The sequence below is a fragment of the Streptomyces sp. NPDC056503 genome (assembly GCF_042794995.1).
In the GTDB taxonomy this organism is placed as follows: domain Bacteria; phylum Actinomycetota; class Actinomycetes; order Streptomycetales; family Streptomycetaceae; genus Streptomyces.
The window spans coordinates 40,582-55,042 of sequence record NZ_JBHTST010000041.1; the positions used below are offsets into that span (position 1 = coordinate 40,582).

Below are 14,461 nucleotides of genomic sequence, written 5' to 3' on the forward strand. Positions count from 1 at the left end.
CCTGCCGTCGAGAAGACGAGACGGATCGTCTCGTTGCCCTGAAGGTAGGCCATCCTGGCAGACTTTGCAAGACGCTCCGTCTCGTCTCGCTCCGTGGCGCCCCGCTCCGCCTCGCCTCCGGCATCCGGGGCGCGGACCCTCAGGAGCTGGCTATGCGCAGCACCAGCGCGGCCGCCGGGAGGACGGTGAGGACCAGGGCCGGCGCCAGCTCGTAGTCCTTCGCCCGCAGGTGGGTGACGACCGCGCCGACGAAGTAGAGGACGAGGCCGACGGCGGCGGCCACGCCGAGCGCCGGGACGGCGAGCCCCGCGAGCAGGCCGAGCGCGCCCGCCACCTTCGCGGTGCCCAGCCAGGGCAGCCAGCCCTCCGGCACCCCGAGCTTCGTCATGTTCCCCGCCACCGCCGGGTTGCGGGTGAAGGTCATGACGGCGGAGGCGGTCATCGCGAGGGCGAGGAGGGCGGCGAGGACGGCATAGCCGATGAACATGGGGACGCTCCAATGGTCAGATGGGGAAAACCATTGAAGAGTAACAACGATTTATCTGTCTCCACAATGTACTTGTTGTTACGGTGGACGGCATGGCAGCCCTCCCGACCGACCGGCTCGGTTTCCTCCTCTCCTTCCGCGGGGAGCTCACCGGCGCGCGCATCCGCTCCGCCCTGGGCGTCGCCGGGCTGCACCCGCGCAACGCGATGACCCTCATGCAGCTCGCGACCGCGCCCATGAGCCAGCGCGACCTGGCGGGCGCGATGGAGATCGACCCCAGCCAACTGGTCGCGATCCTCAACGAGCTGGAGGCGGCGGGCCTCGCCGAGCGGCGCCGCGATCCGGCCGACAGGCGGCGGCACATCGTCGAGATCACCCCCGCCGGCACGGCCGTCCTGGAGCGGGTCGACGAGGCCGTCGGGGAGGCGGAGCGCGAGCTCTTCGCCGACCTCACGGAAGCCGAACGGGCCCTGCTGCGCGCCCTCCTGGACCGCGTGGTCGTCGACCCGTCCGTCCACGACTGCGGCGAGTAGCCACCGCCCGCGCCGCCCGACGCCGACCCGCGTCCACCTGCGCCGCCCGACGCCGACCCGCGTCCACCTGCGCCGCCCGACGCCGACCCGCGTCCACCTGCGCCGACCCGCGCCGGCCCGCCCGGTGCGGCTACTGCGTGCCGCCCGCCGCCTTCACCGCGGCCGCCGCGTCCACGTTCCCGAGCCCCAGCTTCGGCGCGTTCGCCGGGTTCTTCGCCGTGTCGCGGATCGCCGTCATGATCTCCGTCGGGCTCAGGCCCTGCTGGTGCAGGAGCGCGGCCACGGCGGAGACGTACGGCGAGGCCATCGAGGTGCCGGAGAGCTTGCCGTACCCCGTCGTGTTCTTCAGGGTCTCCCGGGACGTGTAGGTCGGCAGGGTCGAGAGGATGTCGACCCCGGGCGCCGCCACCGCGTTCTGCGCGCCGAAGTTGGTGAACTCGGCCGGCTGCCCGTTCTGGTCGGCCGCGTTGACGACGAGGACCGGCGTGGTCAGCTCGTACGGCTGGAGCAGGGTCGCGTCGTTGCCGGCGGCGGCGACCACGACGGCCCCCTTGGCGTTGGCGACGGAGATCGCTTCGTTGAGGACGCCGCCCTTGAGCAGCCGGGCCATCAGGCCGGATTCGCCGAGGGAGAGGTTGATGACGTCGGCGCCGTGCTGGGCGGCCCAGACGATCCCCTTCGTGATGTTCGCGTCGCTGCCGCTGCCGTCCGCGCCCAGCACCCGCACCGGCATGATCTTGGCGCCGGGCGCGCCGCCCGCGATGCCGAGGCCGTTGTCGGTGTGGGCGGCGGCGATGCCCGCGACGTGCGTGCCGTGCCCGTTGAGGTCCTTCGGGTCGTCGTCGCCGTCCACGAAGTCGTATCCGTCGACGAGCCGCCCCTCGAGGTCGGGGTGGCCGGGGTCCACGCCGGTGTCGACGACGGCGATGACGGTGTCGTCCCCCTTGTCCGAGCCCCAGGCGTCGGGAAGCTTCAGCGCGTTCAGCGCCCACTGCTGGGCCCGGAGCGGGTCGGGCTCGTCGTCGCTGCCGCAGCCGGTCGCGAGGGCGGCGGTGAGGGTGGCGAGGGCGGTGAGGGCGGCGGCGGACCGACGGCGCATGAAGACTCCCCATTCGACGGCATTCGTCAGTATTCGGGCCAGTCAACTACCGGCCCCACGTCCCCGCATCCGGAAGCGAGGGGCGACCGCGCCGCTCGAAAACCCACTTGTTCTAGTAGAGTGCGAACAAAGGAGGTTTCCATGCCGACCACCCCGCGCCCCACCACCCCGCCCCACCGCCGCGTCCCGCTCCGCCTCCGCGCCCTCGCCGCGCTCCCCTTCGCCCTCGCCGCCACCGCGTACCCCCTGCTGATCGCCGCCTGGTCCGACCGGCTCCCCGACCCGCTCGCCACCCACTTCTCGTACGGAGGGGAGGCCGACGGCTTCACCGGCCGGGCCGCCTTCGCCGCCGTCGGCACCGGACTGCTGCTCACCCTCGGCGCCGGCTGGACCGTCCTCGTCCGGCGGAACGCGCTGTGGGGGGCCTGGCTGACCGCGGGCCTCGCCGGAACCCTGCTCTGCCTCGTGGTCCACGACAACCTCGACGCGGCCGACCCCGCCGACGTCACCTCCCCGCTCTCCGGCCTCGCCGTCGCGGCCGCCGCCGGAGCCGTCCTCGCCCTCGCCGGCCACGCCCTCTCCCGGCTCGTCCCGCCGGAGGAGCACGAGGCCTCCGGCCCCGGCGCCGACCCGGACGCGCCCCGCCTCGACCTCGGCGCCCGCGAGGTCGCCGGCTGGTCCCGGGCCACCGCCTCCGCCCCGCTCACCGCCCTCGGCCTGCTCCTCCTCGCCGGCGGCGCCGTCGCGGCCCTCCTCGGCCCGTGGCCGCTGCTCCCGGTCGCGCTCGTCGTCGCCGTCCCCGGACTCGCCCTCGCCCGGGTCCGCGTCAACGTCGACCGGCACGGCCTCACCGTCCGCTCCACGCTCACCCCCCGGCCCCGCGTCCACGTGCCGCTCGCCGACATCACCGCCGCCGACGTCCGTGACGTGGACGCCCTGCGCGAGTTCGGCGGCTGGGGCTACCGGGTCCGCGCCCACCGCTCCGGCGTGGTGCTGCGCTCCGGCGAGGCGCTGGTCGTCCGGCGCGGGAACGGCCGGGAGTTCGCCGTCACCGTGCCCGACGCCCGTACCGCCGCCGCCCTCCTCAACACCCTCGTCGAACGCCGTGGAAGGCTCTGACCGTGCTCTTCCGTGTCGACCCCGCCTCCTCCGTCCCGCTCGGCGACCAGATCGCCGGCTGCGTCCGCGGCGCCCTCGCCGACGGCACCGCCGCCCCCGGCGAGCGCCTCCCGGCCGCCCGGGAACTCGCCGACTCCCTCGGCGTCAACGTCCACACCGTCCTCCGCGGCTACCAGCGGCTCCGCGAGGAGGGCCTCATCGAACTCCGCCGGGGCCGCGGCGCCCTCATCGTCCCCGGCGCGGCCGCCCCCGACCGCGCCCGGCTCGTCACCCGGCTGCGGGAGGCCGCCGCCGAGGCCCGCGAACTCGGCCTCACCGAGGCGGAGTTCCTCGACCTGGCCCGCGCCAGCCTGGACTAGGACGGGCAGGACGGGCAGGACGGGCAGGACGGGGCGGGCAGGGCGGGACGGGATAGGGCGGTGCGGGGCGGGCGGGACGGGTTCACTCCAGCACGCGGACGGGCGCACCGGCCAGGTACGCCTCGATGTCCTCCACCGCCTGCCCGAAGTAGCGGGCGTAGTTCGCCTCGGAGACGTACCCGAGGTGGGGGAGGGCGAGGACGTTGGGGAGGGTGCGCAGCGGATCGCCGGCCGGCAGCGGCTCCGTCTCGTACACGTCCAGCCCCGCCCCCGCGAACCAGCGCTCGCGCAGCGCCCGCAGCAGCGCCGTACCGTCCACGAGCCCGGCCCGCGCGGTGTTCACCAGATACGCCCCCGGCCGCATCGCCCGCAGCTCCGGCTCGCCGACGATGCCCCGGGTGCGGTCGGAGAGCACCAGGTGCAGCGAGACGACGTCGCTCTCCGCGAACAGCTCGGCCCTGTCCTCGGCGAGCCGCACCCCCTCCCCGTGCGCGGCGACCCGCTCCTCGGTCAGGTGCGGGCTCCAGGCGAGGACGTCCATGCCGAAGGCGCGGCCCACGGCGGCGACCCGCCCGCCGATCTTCCCCAGCCCGAGCAGGCCGAGCGTCCGCCCGGCCAGGTCGCCGCCGACCGTCGACTGCCAGGGCCCGCCCTCCCGCAGGGCCCGGGCCTCCGTCGTGACGTGCCGGACGAGCCCCAGGATCAGCGCCCACGTCAGCTCCACGGGCGGCTCGGAGCCGCTGGCGGTGCCGCAGACGGTGATCCCGCGCTCCCGGCAGGCCGCCAGGTCGATCGAGGCGTTGCGCATCCCGGAGGTGACGACGAGCCGCAGCCGGGGCAGCCGGTCGAGGAGCGCCGCGTCGAGCGGCGTCCGCTCCCGCATCACCACCAGGACCTCGCAGTCCCCGACGGCCGCGACGAGCGCGTCCCGGTCCGTCAGGTGCTCGCGGAGCACCCGTACCTCCACGCGCCCGTGGAGCGGGCTCCAGTCGGCGGAGGCGAGGGCGGCGCCCTGGAAGTCGTCGAGCACGGCACAGCGCGGCAGCGGAGTCATGACGGCATGATCGCGCATCCGCCCGCCCGCGACCGGGTCACCCGTTCGACACCGTCCGCGAGCCGGAACCCCACCCCGCCCCCACAGTGGCCCCATGGGCACATCCGCGGGCGGGACCGACGACGAACTCTCCATGCTGCGGGCCCGGGTCGCGGCCCTGGAGGCCGGTACGGCACAGGGCGCGCCGAAGCGCGAGCACCACCGCCTCCGCTCCTTCTTCTCCGGGCTCCTCGTGGTGATCGGCTGCGTGCTCGTGCCGCTCGGCCTGGTCGCCGCCTGGACCGCCGACCTCCTGGGCGACACCGACCGCTACGTCCAGACGGTGACCCCGCTCGCCTCCGATCCGGACGTGCAGGCGGCGGTCGCGAACCGGGTGACCGGCGCCGTCATGGAACACATCGACCTGCCGGCGCTGCTCGAAGGCGTCGCCCCCGACCAGCGGCCGCTGGTGGAGAAGGCGCTCGGGAAGCTCGGCGGCTCGCTGGAGAGCGCGCTCGCGAGCTTCGTCCACGACCGGGCGCAGGACGTCGTCGCCTCCCCGGCCTTCGAGACCATCTGGACCGACGCCAACCGCGCCATCCACACCTCCCTCGACCGGGCCCTGACGGGCGACCAGGACGGGGCGGTGAAGATCGAGACGGACACGGTGTCGATCGACCTGGCGCCCGTCATCGAGCGGGTCAAGGAACGCCTGGTCGACTCGGGGCTCACCGTCGCCGCCAAGATCCCCGAGGTGCACACCGACTTCACGGTCCTGCGCTCCGACGACATCGGGAAGGCCAAGACCGGCTTCGCGCTGCTCCAGGCGCTGGGCGTGTGGCTGCCGGTGATCGCCGTCCTGTGCGTGGCGGGCGGCGTGCTGCTCGCGGTGCGCCGCCGCCGGGCGCTCGTCGCCGCCGCCCTGGGCTTCGCCGTGGCGGCCGTCGTCCTCGGGATCGCGCTCACCGTCTTCCGTACGGTCTACCTCAACGCGCTGCCCGCCACCGTCTCCCCGGCCGCCGCCGGATCCGTCTACGACACCCTGATCCGTTTCCTGCGCACCTCGGTCCGGGTGTGCGCGGTGCTCGGCGTGCTCGTCGCGCTGGTCGCCTGGCTGTCGGGACCGAGCCGCCCGGCCCTCCTGGCACGCGGACTGTGGCACTCGGGCATCACGGCGACCCGCTCCACGGCGGACCGGTCGGGCATGCGGCTGGGTCCGGTCGGCGGCTTCGTGCGCCGCTTCCACACCTGGATCGTGTGGATCCTGGTGGTCGGCGCGGCCCTCGCCTTCGTCCTGTGGCCGCACCCGACGGGCTGGGTCGTGATCGGCCTGGCGCTCGCGCTGCTCTTCGCGCTGGCGGTGACGGACTTCCTGGCGGCGGAGGAGCCGGAACCGGAGTCGGAGCCGGAGCGCGAGCCGGCGCAGGGTCCGGGGGCAGGGTCAGGGCCGGGATCGGGATCGGGTCCGGGATCGGGTCCGGGGGCAGGGCCGGCGCAGGGGCCGGGGCCGACCGAGGGGACCCGCTAGCCGGCCCCCTCGGAGGGGAACGACCCGCTCCGCCGACACGGTCAGGATCCGAGAAGCGCGCGCTTCTGCCTCCAACTACCTTCATCCGTATGGACATCACCATTCACACCATGGCCCTCCCGCACGAGGACCCCGAGGCCTCCGTCGCCTTCTTCCGCGACGTCCTCGGCTTCGAGGTCCGCAGCGACGTCGGCCAGGGGAAGATGCGCTGGATCACCGTCGGACCCGCCGGACAGCCCGAGACCTCGATCCTGCTCGCGCCGCCGGCCGTCGACCCGGGCATCACGGAGGACGAGCGCCGCACCATCACGGAGATGATGGCCAAGGGCACGTACGGCTGGGTCCTCCTCGCCACCCCCGACCTCGACGCCGTCTTCGCGAAGGTCGCCGCCGGCGACACCGAGGTCGTCCAGGAGCCGACCGAGCAGCCGTACGGCGTCCGCGACTGCGCCTTCCGCGACCCGGCGGGCAACCTGATCCGCATCCAGGAACTCCGCTGAGCCCGGAGGGGGACCGACATGTGCCGGCCCGGATGGGCGGAAGCCCGCACCGAGGCGGTACGGCTCCAGGCGCTGAAGGACCCGCGCGGGAACCGCGACCGCACCGACGGTGAGGAAGCCCGGTCAGTTTCGGAGAAGCACCGGGAAACACCGATACCTAGCCTGGAAGCAGACCAGGGAAGACACGAACGAGGGGACCGGTCCATGACCACCAAGGCGACGCGGGCGACCACCACCGGGGCATCCGCCGACACGGCGCCCGCCAAGTCCTACGACGGCTTCACCGAGGACGAGCGGGACGCGATGAAGGAGCGGGCGAAGGAGCTGAAGGGCACCAAGGCCCGCGGTGGTGGCGGCGGCCGGGCCAAGGCCGCCGACGGCGAGGCCGACCTCCTCGCGAAGGTCGCCGAGATGGCGGACGAGGACCGGGTGCTCGCCGAGGGCGTCCACGCCCTGATCAAGAAGGTCGCCCCCGAGCTCACCGCCAAGACCTGGTACGGCATGCCCGCCTACGCCAAGGACGGCAAGATCGTCCTCTTCTTCCAGAGCGCCGCCAAGTTCAAGGCCCGCTACGCCACCCTCGGCTTCAGCGACTCCGCCATCCTCGACGAGGGCGACATGTGGCCCACGTCCTTCGCCCTCACCGTCCTCACCCCCGAGGTGGAGGCCCGCATCGAGGCCCTCATCAAGAAGGCGACCGCCTGACGCCTGGCCGTCTGACCTCCGGCCGCCTGACGCCTGGCCGTCTGACGCCTGGCCGTCTGACGCCTGGCCGTCTGACGCCTGGCCGTCTGACGCCCGGCCGCCTGACGCCCGGCCCCTGACGCCCGGCCCCTGACCTCCGGCCCCGCCTTCCCTCACCCCCGCATCCCCACGCGGTGGTCCGGGTACCGGGGGGTCCAGCCGAGGTCACGGGTGGCCTTGGCGTGGGAGACGCGGAGGTGGGTGTCGAGCATGAGGGGGCCCAGGTACGGGACGGCCAGGCGCAGGAGCCGGCCGGGGAGGACGAGCCGGCGGCCGCGGGCGGCGGAGAGCTCGCCCCAGGTGGAGGGGCGGTCGTCGACGATGTTGTACGCCTCGCCCGCGCCGCCCCGCTCCAGCGCGGCGACGGTGGCCTCGGCCGCGTCCTCGACGTGGATCCACGACATCGTGCCGCCGCCGCCCACCGGCACCGGGAACGGCCGGGTGCCGGGGGCCGGGTCGAACCAGGTCCCGGGGCCGTAGAAGACGCCGTACCGCAGCGCCGTGCCCGCCACGTGGTCCGCGGCGAAGACCCGGCCCTCCGCCTCGACGAGACCCGTGACGACGTGGTCCGCGACCGTCCCGCCGCGCACGCCGAAGGGGTCCTCCTCGGTGACGGGCCGGTCGCCGTGGTCGCTGTAGCCGTACCCCAGGACCAGCGACTGCGTGACGAAACGGCCCGCCCCGAGCACGCCCGCCGCCTCCAGGAGGTGCGCGGTGCCCCGCTCGCGCAGCACGTTGCTGGGGTCGTCCGCCGTGAGCTTCCGGCTGGGCGCCTTGAGCGCGGTCAGCTGGTGGACCACCGCGTCGGCGGACAGCCCGTCGAGCGCCCGCAGCAGCCCCTCCCGGTCGAGCGCGTCCGCCCGCACGGGCGTCGCGCCGAGGGCGCGTACCGTCCCCGCGGCCCCCTCCGAACGGGCCAGGGCCAGCACTTCGTGTCCGCCCCGGACGAGGGCGCGGGTCAGCGGGCGTCCGATGGCGCCGGTGGCCCCGGCGAGCAGGATCCTCATGGTCAACCTCCAGGTGAGTACACCCTCATGACCGGACAGCCCCGTCGGATGTGACAGCCGCCCCGGTTCGCGGAGAGTGATCCACGCCGGCTCCGCTCCGGCGTACCGTGGGGCGACCGTGGGGCGGCCGTGATCCGTCCGCCGATCCGGTCGGTGACCCGTCCCGTCTCGCGAAAGGCCCCGTGCGCATGACCGAGAACAGCACCCCCGTGGAGATCGTCTCGGAGCCGGTCGGCCGGGTGGTCGGCGGCCGGGCCGAGGTCCGGGACGACGAGTGGGGCGGGGTGGCGGCGGTGATCCGCCTGGACGAACGGTTCGGCGCGGACGCGCTCGCCGGCCTCGACGCCTTCTCGCACGTGGAGGTCGTCTACCACTTCGACCGGGTCCCGGTGGAGAAGGTGGAGACGGGCGCCCGGCACCCCCGCGGCAACGACGACTGGCCGCTGGTCGGCATCTTCGCGCAGCGCGGCAAGAACCGCCCCAACCGGCTCGGGGTGTCCCGCTGCCGGCTGCTGCGCGTCGACGGCCGCGAGGTGCACGTGGAGGGCCTGGACGCGGTCGACGGCACCCCGGTGCTCGACATCAAGCCCTACATGAGCGAGTTCGGCCCGCGCGGCACCACGACCCAGCCCGAGTGGGCCACCGAGATCATGCGCCACTACTACTGAGGGCCGCCAAGTCGACGGACCGTGAACGGACTTCGGCCCGCGAGCGGCTTACGGCCCCGGCCCCGCCCGCCCCCCGGCCCCGGCGGGTCGGCGGTCGGAAAACGCGTTGACGCCCCAGGAAGGCGTCCTGTTAGCTGACGCGGTCGTTCTGATTCCTTCTGGGCCCGTGTGCCCTGGAAATGGGTGTTTGATGTCCCGGCCCGCGCCGAGTGCGCCTCGCCGTACCGCGTAACCGTCCGCCGCCTCCGCCGCCCGTACCTCCGGGCCGGCTGCCGGACGCGTCCTCCGGTGCCCTGACCTGCCCGTCCGCCGTCCCACGGTGCTTTCGGGCCGCCATCCGACGAGGCCACTCGGCCTGCTCTTGCTGTCCTGACCGACTTCCCAGCAAGGAGCACCCGGGTGTCCAGCCACACCACCAGCAACAGAAGCACCAGCAACAGAAGCACCAGCAACAGAAGCACCAGCAACAGCACCAGCCACACCGCCAGGACCACCGACATCCCCGGCCCCGGTCCCGGCGCCTTCGACTGCGCCTGGTGCGGTCTGACCGTGTCCGCGTACGCCTCCGACGGCACGCCGCGCGACCACTGCCCGTCCTGCCTGCACTCCCGGCACGTCCTCGACCACGTCGAGGGCGGGCCGAGCGACTGCGAGGGCCGGATGTCCCCGATCGCCGTCGCCGTGGTCCGCACCGGGGACTGGACGGTGATCCACCGCTGCCTGCGCTGCGACGAGCTCACCTCCCAGCCGGTCCGCGCCGACGACAACCAGCTCGTCCTGATGCGCATGGCGGTCCGCCCGCTGGCCCAACCGCCCTTCCCGCTCGAAGCGTTCGGGACCCTCTGACCGCCCGTACAGGGAAGGAGAACCACCATGTCGCGCAGCAACCACGGCAACCGCGGGCGGCGCCGTCCACAGCGGCACAAGGACGTCCTGCACTCCCGGGGCGGTCACCGGGCCCAGGACTTCCGGTGCGTGTCCTGCCGGCTCGACGTGCCCCTGGAGGCGCCCGGCACCGCCCACCGGAACCACTGCCCCCACTGCCTCGCCAGCCTGCACGTCGACCGGCGGATCCCGGGCGACCGCGACGCGGACTGCCGGGGCCGGATGGAGGCGCTGGCCCTGTCCGTCCGCCCGGACGGCGAGTGGCTGGTCATCCACCAGTGCGTCTCCTGCGGCGAGCTGAGCGCCAACCGCATCGCCGGCGACGACAACCCGCTCGCCCTGGTCCGGCTCGCCCTCGGACCCCTCGCCGCCCCCGGGACCACCGCCACCGCGCGACGCCTCGCCCTCCTCACGGTGACGGGCACCGGCCGCCCCGGCACCCCCCGCTGACGGGCGGCGGCCCTTTCCGTCCCGGGGTGCCGACCCGAGGCCGCGTCAGTCGCGCGGGTCGAGCTCCTTCGGGCCGTAGAGGGCCGCCGTCCCTCCTGTGGCCAGGGCCCAGTAGCGGTCCCCGAAGGACCAGTGCCACCACTCCGTCGGGTAGTTCACCAGTCCCGCCGCCGTGAGCACCGTGCCCAGCAGCTCCCGGTGGGCCCGTGCCTCCTCGGTGATGTTCGCGGCGTGGGTGTAGCAGGCGCCCGCGCTCTCCTCCGGGTCCGCGTTCATGCGGGTGCCGAGGTCCAGCTCGGTTCCGTCGGCGTCGGCGAGGGTGAGGTCGACGGCCGCGCCGGCGCTGTGCGGCGCGATGTCGGGGGGCGACACGTACCGGCTCGCCGCCGAGTGGATCAGGTCGGAGGACCAGTCCGGATGGGCGGAGCGCAGCCGGTCCGCGTACTCCTCGAAGTACTCCCGCTGGAGGGAAGGGGGCCGGTACCCCTCGACGAACAGCAGCCGCGTGCCCTCGGGGAGCAGCTCCTGCGCCGTGAGCAGCCGCTCCAGCACGCCCTCCCGCAGGTGGGCGAAGGCGTCCGCCGGGTCCTGCTTGCGGTCGTCGACGAGCAGCCGGCCGTCGAGGCGGACGTCCACGAGGCGTTCGCCGGACTCGGTCACCGGTACGGCGGCGACCCTCGGGTCCGACATCAGCACGATCCCGCTCACGGTGTCGCCCGTCATCCGGCCGGCCTGACCGGGGGGCGCACGCCGAACCACTGCTCGGCGCCGTACTCCTCGAACCGCTCGACCTCGGTGAAGCCCAGCTTCGCCGCGAGGCGCATCGCGCGGTCGTTGGCGCTCTGCGTGGAGAGCACCACGGGTTCGCCGGGGTACGCGCCGGAGAACCAGTCGAGAGCCGCCGCGCACGCCTCGAAGGCGTAGCCGTGTCCCCAGGCCTCCGGCAGGAACAGGTAACCGAGGTCGGTCTCCCCGGCCTCGGGGCGGACGTGCCCCCGGCGGTCGGCGCCGCGCGGGTCGAGCGTGACCATGCCGATCATCGTTCCGTCGAGGGCGACGACGAAACAGCCGGGGCGCCGGCCGGGAACTTCCGGCACCGCGCGCTCGAGTTCGTCGCGAGGCCGGGCCCCGCCGACGTAGGTGCCCACTTCCGGCGAGGCGAACAGCTCGACGAACGCCGCACGGTCCCGGGCCTCGGACTCGCGGAGCACGAGCCGTTCGGTCGGTATCGGGGCAGGCGGCCAGGTGTGAGTTCCGGGTTCGGTCATGACGGGAAGCTATCGCACGCCCCCGGAGGGCGAGCGGCGGAAGCCGGGCCCCGCTCGCGGTCTCCCTCCGGCGAAACGCAACCGGGACCGCCTCCGCGCGCGTGTCGATGATCTGAGAGGCGTACGGCGTGAAGTCCCCGCCCGTACCCGGTGATCCGCTCGACGAACCGCCCGGAGCGGACCGGCGGACCGGCGGGACGGCGGGACGGCGGGACGAGCGCGGGGCGGCGGACGGACGGAAGGCGGCGGAGCGTGGACCAGGACCGGGTGCTGAAGGCTTTTCAGCTGGAATGCGAGGCCCTCGGCGACGCCGTGGCCGGACTCTCCGAGGGCGAGTGGAACCTCCCGACCCGCTGCGCCCCCTGGACCGTGCGCGACCTGCTCGGGCACGTGTGCGTGGTGATCGACTGGCTTCCGGCCATGCTGGACGCGCCGGCGCCCGACGCGGCGGAGATCTCCGCGGTGGAGTACTACCGCCCGGACGACCGGTTCTCGCCCGGGACCAACGGCAAGCGGATCGCGTTGGCCCAGGACCGTGCGGCGGGACCGGCCGACGGCGCCGCCTTCGCCGGGGACTTCGCCGCGACGTGGCGGCGGGCCGACCGGCTGTGCCGGGCCCAGCCCGACGGCCGGACCGTGCGGACACGCCATGGCGACGCCATGCTCCTGTCGGAGTTCCTCCTCACCCGCGTCGTGGAGGTCGCCGTCCACGGCCTCGACCTGGCCGACGCCCTCGGCCGCGAGGCCTGGCTCACCCCGCCGGCCGGCGACGCCGTGACGGAGCTGCTCCTCGGCACGGAGCACGCCGCGAAGGCCGGCGAACTGGGGTGGAGCCACCCCCGGTTCCTGCGCAAGGCCACCGGTCGGGAACCGCTCGACGAGGCGGAGGCCGCACAGGTCGAGCGGCTCGGCATCCGCTGGCTCGCCCTGGGCTGAGCCCCCGTGAAACAACAACTGGCCACTACCGTAGGCACGATGACCACACGATCGACACCGACCGACCCGTCCATGTCCGTCACCTTGGCCGAGGCGCCGACGCGTCAGGCCCGTAACTCCGCCGCCTTCTGGACCGCGACCGGCCGATGCCGGGGACATGAGGTCATCCGGCGCCGCGGGTTCGTCGCGGTCGACGGCGACGAGCGCGCCGGCCTGCGGATCCTGATCCAGGAGCCGGACCTCGACCCCGGCGAACGGGCCGAACTGGGCGAGCTGGTGCGCCGGGCCGCCGGGCCGGTGAACGCCGAGGATCCGTTCGGCTCGACCGACCTGGGCCACCTGGGCATGCGCGGCTGGCAGATGCCGGTCATGCTGCGCGGGCCGGGGCCGGTCGACGAACCGGCGCTGGACGTGGTCAGGGTGCGGCGGCCCGAGGACCTCCAGGCGGCCGAGCGGATCGTGATCGAGGGCTTCGGCCTGGACGGCTTCACGCCCCACCGTCCCGGCGAGCTGTTCCCGGCGGCGCTGATCGAGCAGCCGGGCGTGGACGTGTTCGTCGCCCTGCACGACGGCGTGCCCGCGGGAGCCGGCGTCAGCGTCGTGGCCGAGGGCGTCGGCAGCCACTACTGGATCGGCACGTCGTCGGCCTTCCGGTCGCGTGGCGTGGGCCGGGCCGTCATGCTCGGCTCCCTCGCCCACCTGACGGACCTGCCGGTCACGCTCACCGCTTCGAAGCTGGGCAGGCCGCTCTACGAGTCGCTGGGCTACACCGCCGCGGCGCTCTCGACCTGGTGGGCCTCGGACAGGTGATCGGCCGAGGCCCGCCGGCCGTCTCGCGCTCCCGGCGGGCGCCGTCGACGGCGTCGGGCCCGCCGACCGGTGCCGGCAGCGGGCGTACGTGCCTCAGACCTGCTCCGGGGGCGTGCCGGATTCGGCGGCGCGGCGGTACTCGGCGTTGATGCGCTGGGCCTCCTCGAGCTGGTCCTCGAGGATGATGATGCGGCAGGCAGCCTCGATCGGGGTTCCCTGGTCGACGAGTTCGCGAGCCCGGGCGGCGATGCGGAGCTGGTAGCGGGAGTAGCGGCGGTGGCCGCCCTCCGAACGCAGCGGGGTGATCAGGCGGGCCTCGCCGATGGCGCGGAGGAAGCCCTGGGTGGTGCCGATCATCTCGGCGGCTCTGCCCATGGTGTAGGCGGGGTAGTCGTCGTCGTCGAGACGGTCGTACGAGTCGTCTGCCGTCATTTGCACCTCTCCGTGACACGCATAGAGGGGCCCTGGTGCCAGTACTGGCACCAGGGCCCTGAAGGAACTACTACACCACCTGCCGGCCCTGATGAAGCGCCGGCCTTCTGTGTCCCCCACCCGGCAGGACGACCTGTGGACGGGGCGGGGCGACCCGTAGGATCGGCTTTCATGTCGAAGACTGACGAGCTGCTCGTTGACGTCGCCAGGCTGGTGGAGTCCGGGCAGAGCAACCAGATGTCCCTGACGGTCGTCACCGGGGGCGCTGTCATCACAGGTCGGCTGGCACCCGAAGCGGTGTGGCGGCAGCGGGTCTCGGAGGTCCTGGCGGACTCCGACCGCCTGGCCGAGTTCTCCGCCGTCTTCGCCGCCGCCGCGGTGAAGGACGAGCCGCCCACCTACCTGCACTTCCACCTGGCACGGATCCTCCAGGGCACGGTGGGGATCCCGGAGACGGGCGGCATGTACCGCGTCTCGATCGCGGACATCAGCGCCTGGACCATGGGTGACGTCAGCTACTCCGATCACTGACCGCGCCCCGTAGGGGACCCACCCGTCGAAACCCGAGAGGAGCCCACCCGCCCCGGGCGGGCGGGTCCGCAC

Annotated in this window: 19 protein-coding genes; 12 read left to right on the forward strand and 7 right to left on the reverse strand. The window is 74.0% G+C overall.

Features of this window, described 5'->3' with window-relative positions; translation table 11 throughout:
• Positions 1-139 precede the first annotated feature (139 nt).
• A complete protein-coding gene (locus ACFQ8C_RS15215) occupies positions 140-487 on the reverse strand; it encodes a DoxX family protein (protein ID WP_383456797.1) in 348 nt (115 codons plus the stop codon).
• Between the two features lie 92 nt (positions 488-579).
• On the opposite strand from ACFQ8C_RS15215, the gene ACFQ8C_RS15220 reads away from it, so the two are divergent.
• Positions 580-1,020, forward strand: a complete 441-nt coding sequence (locus ACFQ8C_RS15220) for a MarR family winged helix-turn-helix transcriptional regulator (RefSeq protein WP_383456799.1) — start codon at positions 580-582, stop codon at positions 1,018-1,020.
• A 130-nt stretch (positions 1,021-1,150) separates the two neighbouring features.
• On the opposite strand, the gene ACFQ8C_RS15225 is transcribed toward ACFQ8C_RS15220, so the two are convergent.
• A complete protein-coding gene (locus ACFQ8C_RS15225) occupies positions 1,151-2,119 on the reverse strand; it encodes a S8 family serine peptidase (RefSeq protein ID WP_383456802.1) in 969 nt (322 codons plus the stop codon).
• Positions 2,120-2,260: 141 nt separating this feature from the next.
• On the opposite strand from ACFQ8C_RS15225, the gene ACFQ8C_RS15230 reads away from it, so the two are divergent.
• On the forward strand, positions 2,261-3,238 hold the full coding sequence (locus ACFQ8C_RS15230) for a hypothetical protein (protein WP_383456806.1): 978 nt from the start codon (positions 2,261-2,263) through the stop codon (positions 3,236-3,238).
• Between the two features lie 2 nt (positions 3,239-3,240).
• Entirely contained in the window at positions 3,241-3,597 is a 357-nt protein-coding gene (locus ACFQ8C_RS15235; protein ID WP_383456809.1) for a GntR family transcriptional regulator, read from the forward strand.
• Between the two features lie 82 nt (positions 3,598-3,679).
• Here the strand turns inward: ACFQ8C_RS15235 and ACFQ8C_RS15240 are convergent, their stop codons facing one another.
• Positions 3,680-4,651, reverse strand: a complete 972-nt coding sequence (locus ACFQ8C_RS15240; protein WP_383456812.1) for a D-2-hydroxyacid dehydrogenase family protein — start codon at positions 4,649-4,651, stop codon at positions 3,680-3,682.
• Between the two features lie 94 nt (positions 4,652-4,745).
• Between ACFQ8C_RS15240 and ACFQ8C_RS15245 the strand changes: the two genes are divergently transcribed.
• From ACFQ8C_RS15245 to ACFQ8C_RS15255, 3 genes are all read left to right on the forward strand, one after another.
• A complete protein-coding gene (locus ACFQ8C_RS15245; RefSeq protein WP_383456813.1) occupies positions 4,746-6,158 on the forward strand; it encodes a hypothetical protein in 1,413 nt (470 codons plus the stop codon).
• An 89-nt stretch (positions 6,159-6,247) separates the two neighbouring features.
• Positions 6,248-6,658 carry a VOC family protein gene (locus tag ACFQ8C_RS15250; RefSeq protein ID WP_383456816.1) on the forward strand — a complete coding sequence of 137 codons (411 nt, stop codon included), beginning with the start codon at positions 6,248-6,250 and terminating at the stop codon, positions 6,656-6,658.
• A 204-nt stretch (positions 6,659-6,862) separates the two neighbouring features.
• Complete coding sequence (locus ACFQ8C_RS15255) at positions 6,863-7,363, forward strand: iron chaperone (protein ID WP_383456819.1); 501 nt, start codon at positions 6,863-6,865, stop codon at positions 7,361-7,363.
• Positions 7,364-7,515: 152 nt separating this feature from the next.
• Here ACFQ8C_RS15255 and ACFQ8C_RS15260 read toward each other — a convergent pair whose 3' ends face one another.
• Positions 7,516-8,409, reverse strand: a complete 894-nt coding sequence (locus tag ACFQ8C_RS15260) for an NAD-dependent epimerase/dehydratase family protein (RefSeq protein ID WP_383456821.1) — start codon at positions 8,407-8,409, stop codon at positions 7,516-7,518.
• 188 nt (positions 8,410-8,597) lie between these two features.
• On the opposite strand from ACFQ8C_RS15260, the gene ACFQ8C_RS15265 reads away from it, so the two are divergent.
• The 3 genes from ACFQ8C_RS15265 to ACFQ8C_RS15275 all read left to right on the forward strand — a co-directional run bounded on the left by ACFQ8C_RS15265 (position 8,598) and on the right by ACFQ8C_RS15275 (position 10,412).
• Complete coding sequence (locus ACFQ8C_RS15265; protein ID WP_383456824.1) at positions 8,598-9,077, forward strand: SAM-dependent methyltransferase; 480 nt, start codon at positions 8,598-8,600, stop codon at positions 9,075-9,077.
• 498 nt (positions 9,078-9,575) lie between these two features.
• Positions 9,576-9,923, forward strand: a complete 348-nt coding sequence (locus tag ACFQ8C_RS15270; RefSeq protein WP_383456849.1) for an RNHCP domain-containing protein — start codon at positions 9,576-9,578, stop codon at positions 9,921-9,923.
• Between the two features lie 27 nt (positions 9,924-9,950).
• Entirely contained in the window at positions 9,951-10,412 is a 462-nt protein-coding gene (locus ACFQ8C_RS15275; RefSeq protein ID WP_383456827.1) for an RNHCP domain-containing protein, read from the forward strand.
• Between the two features lie 45 nt (positions 10,413-10,457).
• On the opposite strand, the gene ACFQ8C_RS15280 is transcribed toward ACFQ8C_RS15275, so the two are convergent.
• Together ACFQ8C_RS15280 and ACFQ8C_RS15285 are read right to left on the reverse strand one after the other, a co-directional pair.
• Positions 10,458-11,120, reverse strand: coding sequence for a M15 family metallopeptidase (locus ACFQ8C_RS15280; protein ID WP_383456852.1), 663 nt, complete (start codon positions 11,118-11,120; stop codon positions 10,458-10,460).
• 11 nt (positions 11,121-11,131) lie between these two features.
• Positions 11,132-11,680, reverse strand: a complete 549-nt coding sequence (locus tag ACFQ8C_RS15285; protein WP_383456830.1) for a GNAT family N-acetyltransferase — start codon at positions 11,678-11,680, stop codon at positions 11,132-11,134.
• A 252-nt stretch (positions 11,681-11,932) separates the two neighbouring features.
• Here ACFQ8C_RS15285 and ACFQ8C_RS15290 point away from each other — a divergent pair, with 252 nt between their 5' ends.
• Together ACFQ8C_RS15290 and ACFQ8C_RS15295 are read left to right on the forward strand one after the other, a co-directional pair.
• Positions 11,933-12,616 (forward strand): maleylpyruvate isomerase family mycothiol-dependent enzyme, encoded by a 684-nt coding sequence (locus tag ACFQ8C_RS15290; protein ID WP_383456832.1) that lies wholly within the window; start codon positions 11,933-11,935, stop codon positions 12,614-12,616.
• A gap of 39 nt (positions 12,617-12,655) precedes the next feature.
• Entirely contained in the window at positions 12,656-13,426 is a 771-nt protein-coding gene (locus ACFQ8C_RS15295) for a GNAT family N-acetyltransferase (protein WP_383456835.1), read from the forward strand.
• A 93-nt stretch (positions 13,427-13,519) separates the two neighbouring features.
• On the opposite strand, the gene ACFQ8C_RS15300 is transcribed toward ACFQ8C_RS15295, so the two are convergent.
• Positions 13,520-13,858, reverse strand: a complete 339-nt coding sequence (locus ACFQ8C_RS15300; RefSeq protein ID WP_383456837.1) for a MerR family transcriptional regulator — start codon at positions 13,856-13,858, stop codon at positions 13,520-13,522.
• Positions 13,859-14,029: 171 nt separating this feature from the next.
• Here ACFQ8C_RS15300 and ACFQ8C_RS15305 point away from each other — a divergent pair, with 171 nt between their 5' ends.
• Positions 14,030-14,389 carry a hypothetical protein gene (locus tag ACFQ8C_RS15305; RefSeq protein ID WP_383456839.1) on the forward strand — a complete coding sequence of 120 codons (360 nt, stop codon included), beginning with the start codon at positions 14,030-14,032 and terminating at the stop codon, positions 14,387-14,389.
• Positions 14,390-14,461 lie beyond the last annotated feature (72 nt).

Coding starts and splice junctions, on each gene's coding strand:
- ACFQ8C_RS15220 (WP_383456799.1), top strand. CDS start 580: ATGGCAGCCCTCCCGACCGACCGGCTCGGTTTCCTCCTCTCCTTCCGC.
- ACFQ8C_RS15285 (WP_383456830.1), bottom strand. CDS start 11,680: ATGACCGAACCCGGAACTCACACCTGGCCGCCTGCCCCGATACCGACC.
- ACFQ8C_RS15215 (WP_383456797.1), bottom strand. CDS start 487: ATGTTCATCGGCTATGCCGTCCTCGCCGCCCTCCTCGCCCTCGCGATG.
- ACFQ8C_RS15250 (WP_383456816.1), top strand. CDS start 6,248: ATGGACATCACCATTCACACCATGGCCCTCCCGCACGAGGACCCCGAG.
- ACFQ8C_RS15225 (WP_383456802.1), bottom strand. CDS start 2,119: ATGCGCCGTCGGTCCGCCGCCGCCCTCACCGCCCTCGCCACCCTCACC.
- ACFQ8C_RS15300 (WP_383456837.1), bottom strand. CDS start 13,858: ATGACGGCAGACGACTCGTACGACCGTCTCGACGACGACGACTACCCC.
- ACFQ8C_RS15255 (WP_383456819.1), top strand. CDS start 6,863: ATGACCACCAAGGCGACGCGGGCGACCACCACCGGGGCATCCGCCGAC.
- ACFQ8C_RS15295 (WP_383456835.1), top strand. CDS start 12,656: ATGACCACACGATCGACACCGACCGACCCGTCCATGTCCGTCACCTTG.
- ACFQ8C_RS15230 (WP_383456806.1), top strand. CDS start 2,261: ATGCCGACCACCCCGCGCCCCACCACCCCGCCCCACCGCCGCGTCCCG.
- ACFQ8C_RS15245 (WP_383456813.1), top strand. CDS start 4,746: ATGGGCACATCCGCGGGCGGGACCGACGACGAACTCTCCATGCTGCGG.
- ACFQ8C_RS15240 (WP_383456812.1), bottom strand. CDS start 4,651: ATGACTCCGCTGCCGCGCTGTGCCGTGCTCGACGACTTCCAGGGCGCC.
- ACFQ8C_RS15265 (WP_383456824.1), top strand. CDS start 8,598: ATGACCGAGAACAGCACCCCCGTGGAGATCGTCTCGGAGCCGGTCGGC.
- ACFQ8C_RS15305 (WP_383456839.1), top strand. CDS start 14,030: ATGTCGAAGACTGACGAGCTGCTCGTTGACGTCGCCAGGCTGGTGGAG.
- ACFQ8C_RS15275 (WP_383456827.1), top strand. CDS start 9,951: ATGTCGCGCAGCAACCACGGCAACCGCGGGCGGCGCCGTCCACAGCGG.
- ACFQ8C_RS15260 (WP_383456821.1), bottom strand. CDS start 8,409: ATGAGGATCCTGCTCGCCGGGGCCACCGGCGCCATCGGACGCCCGCTG.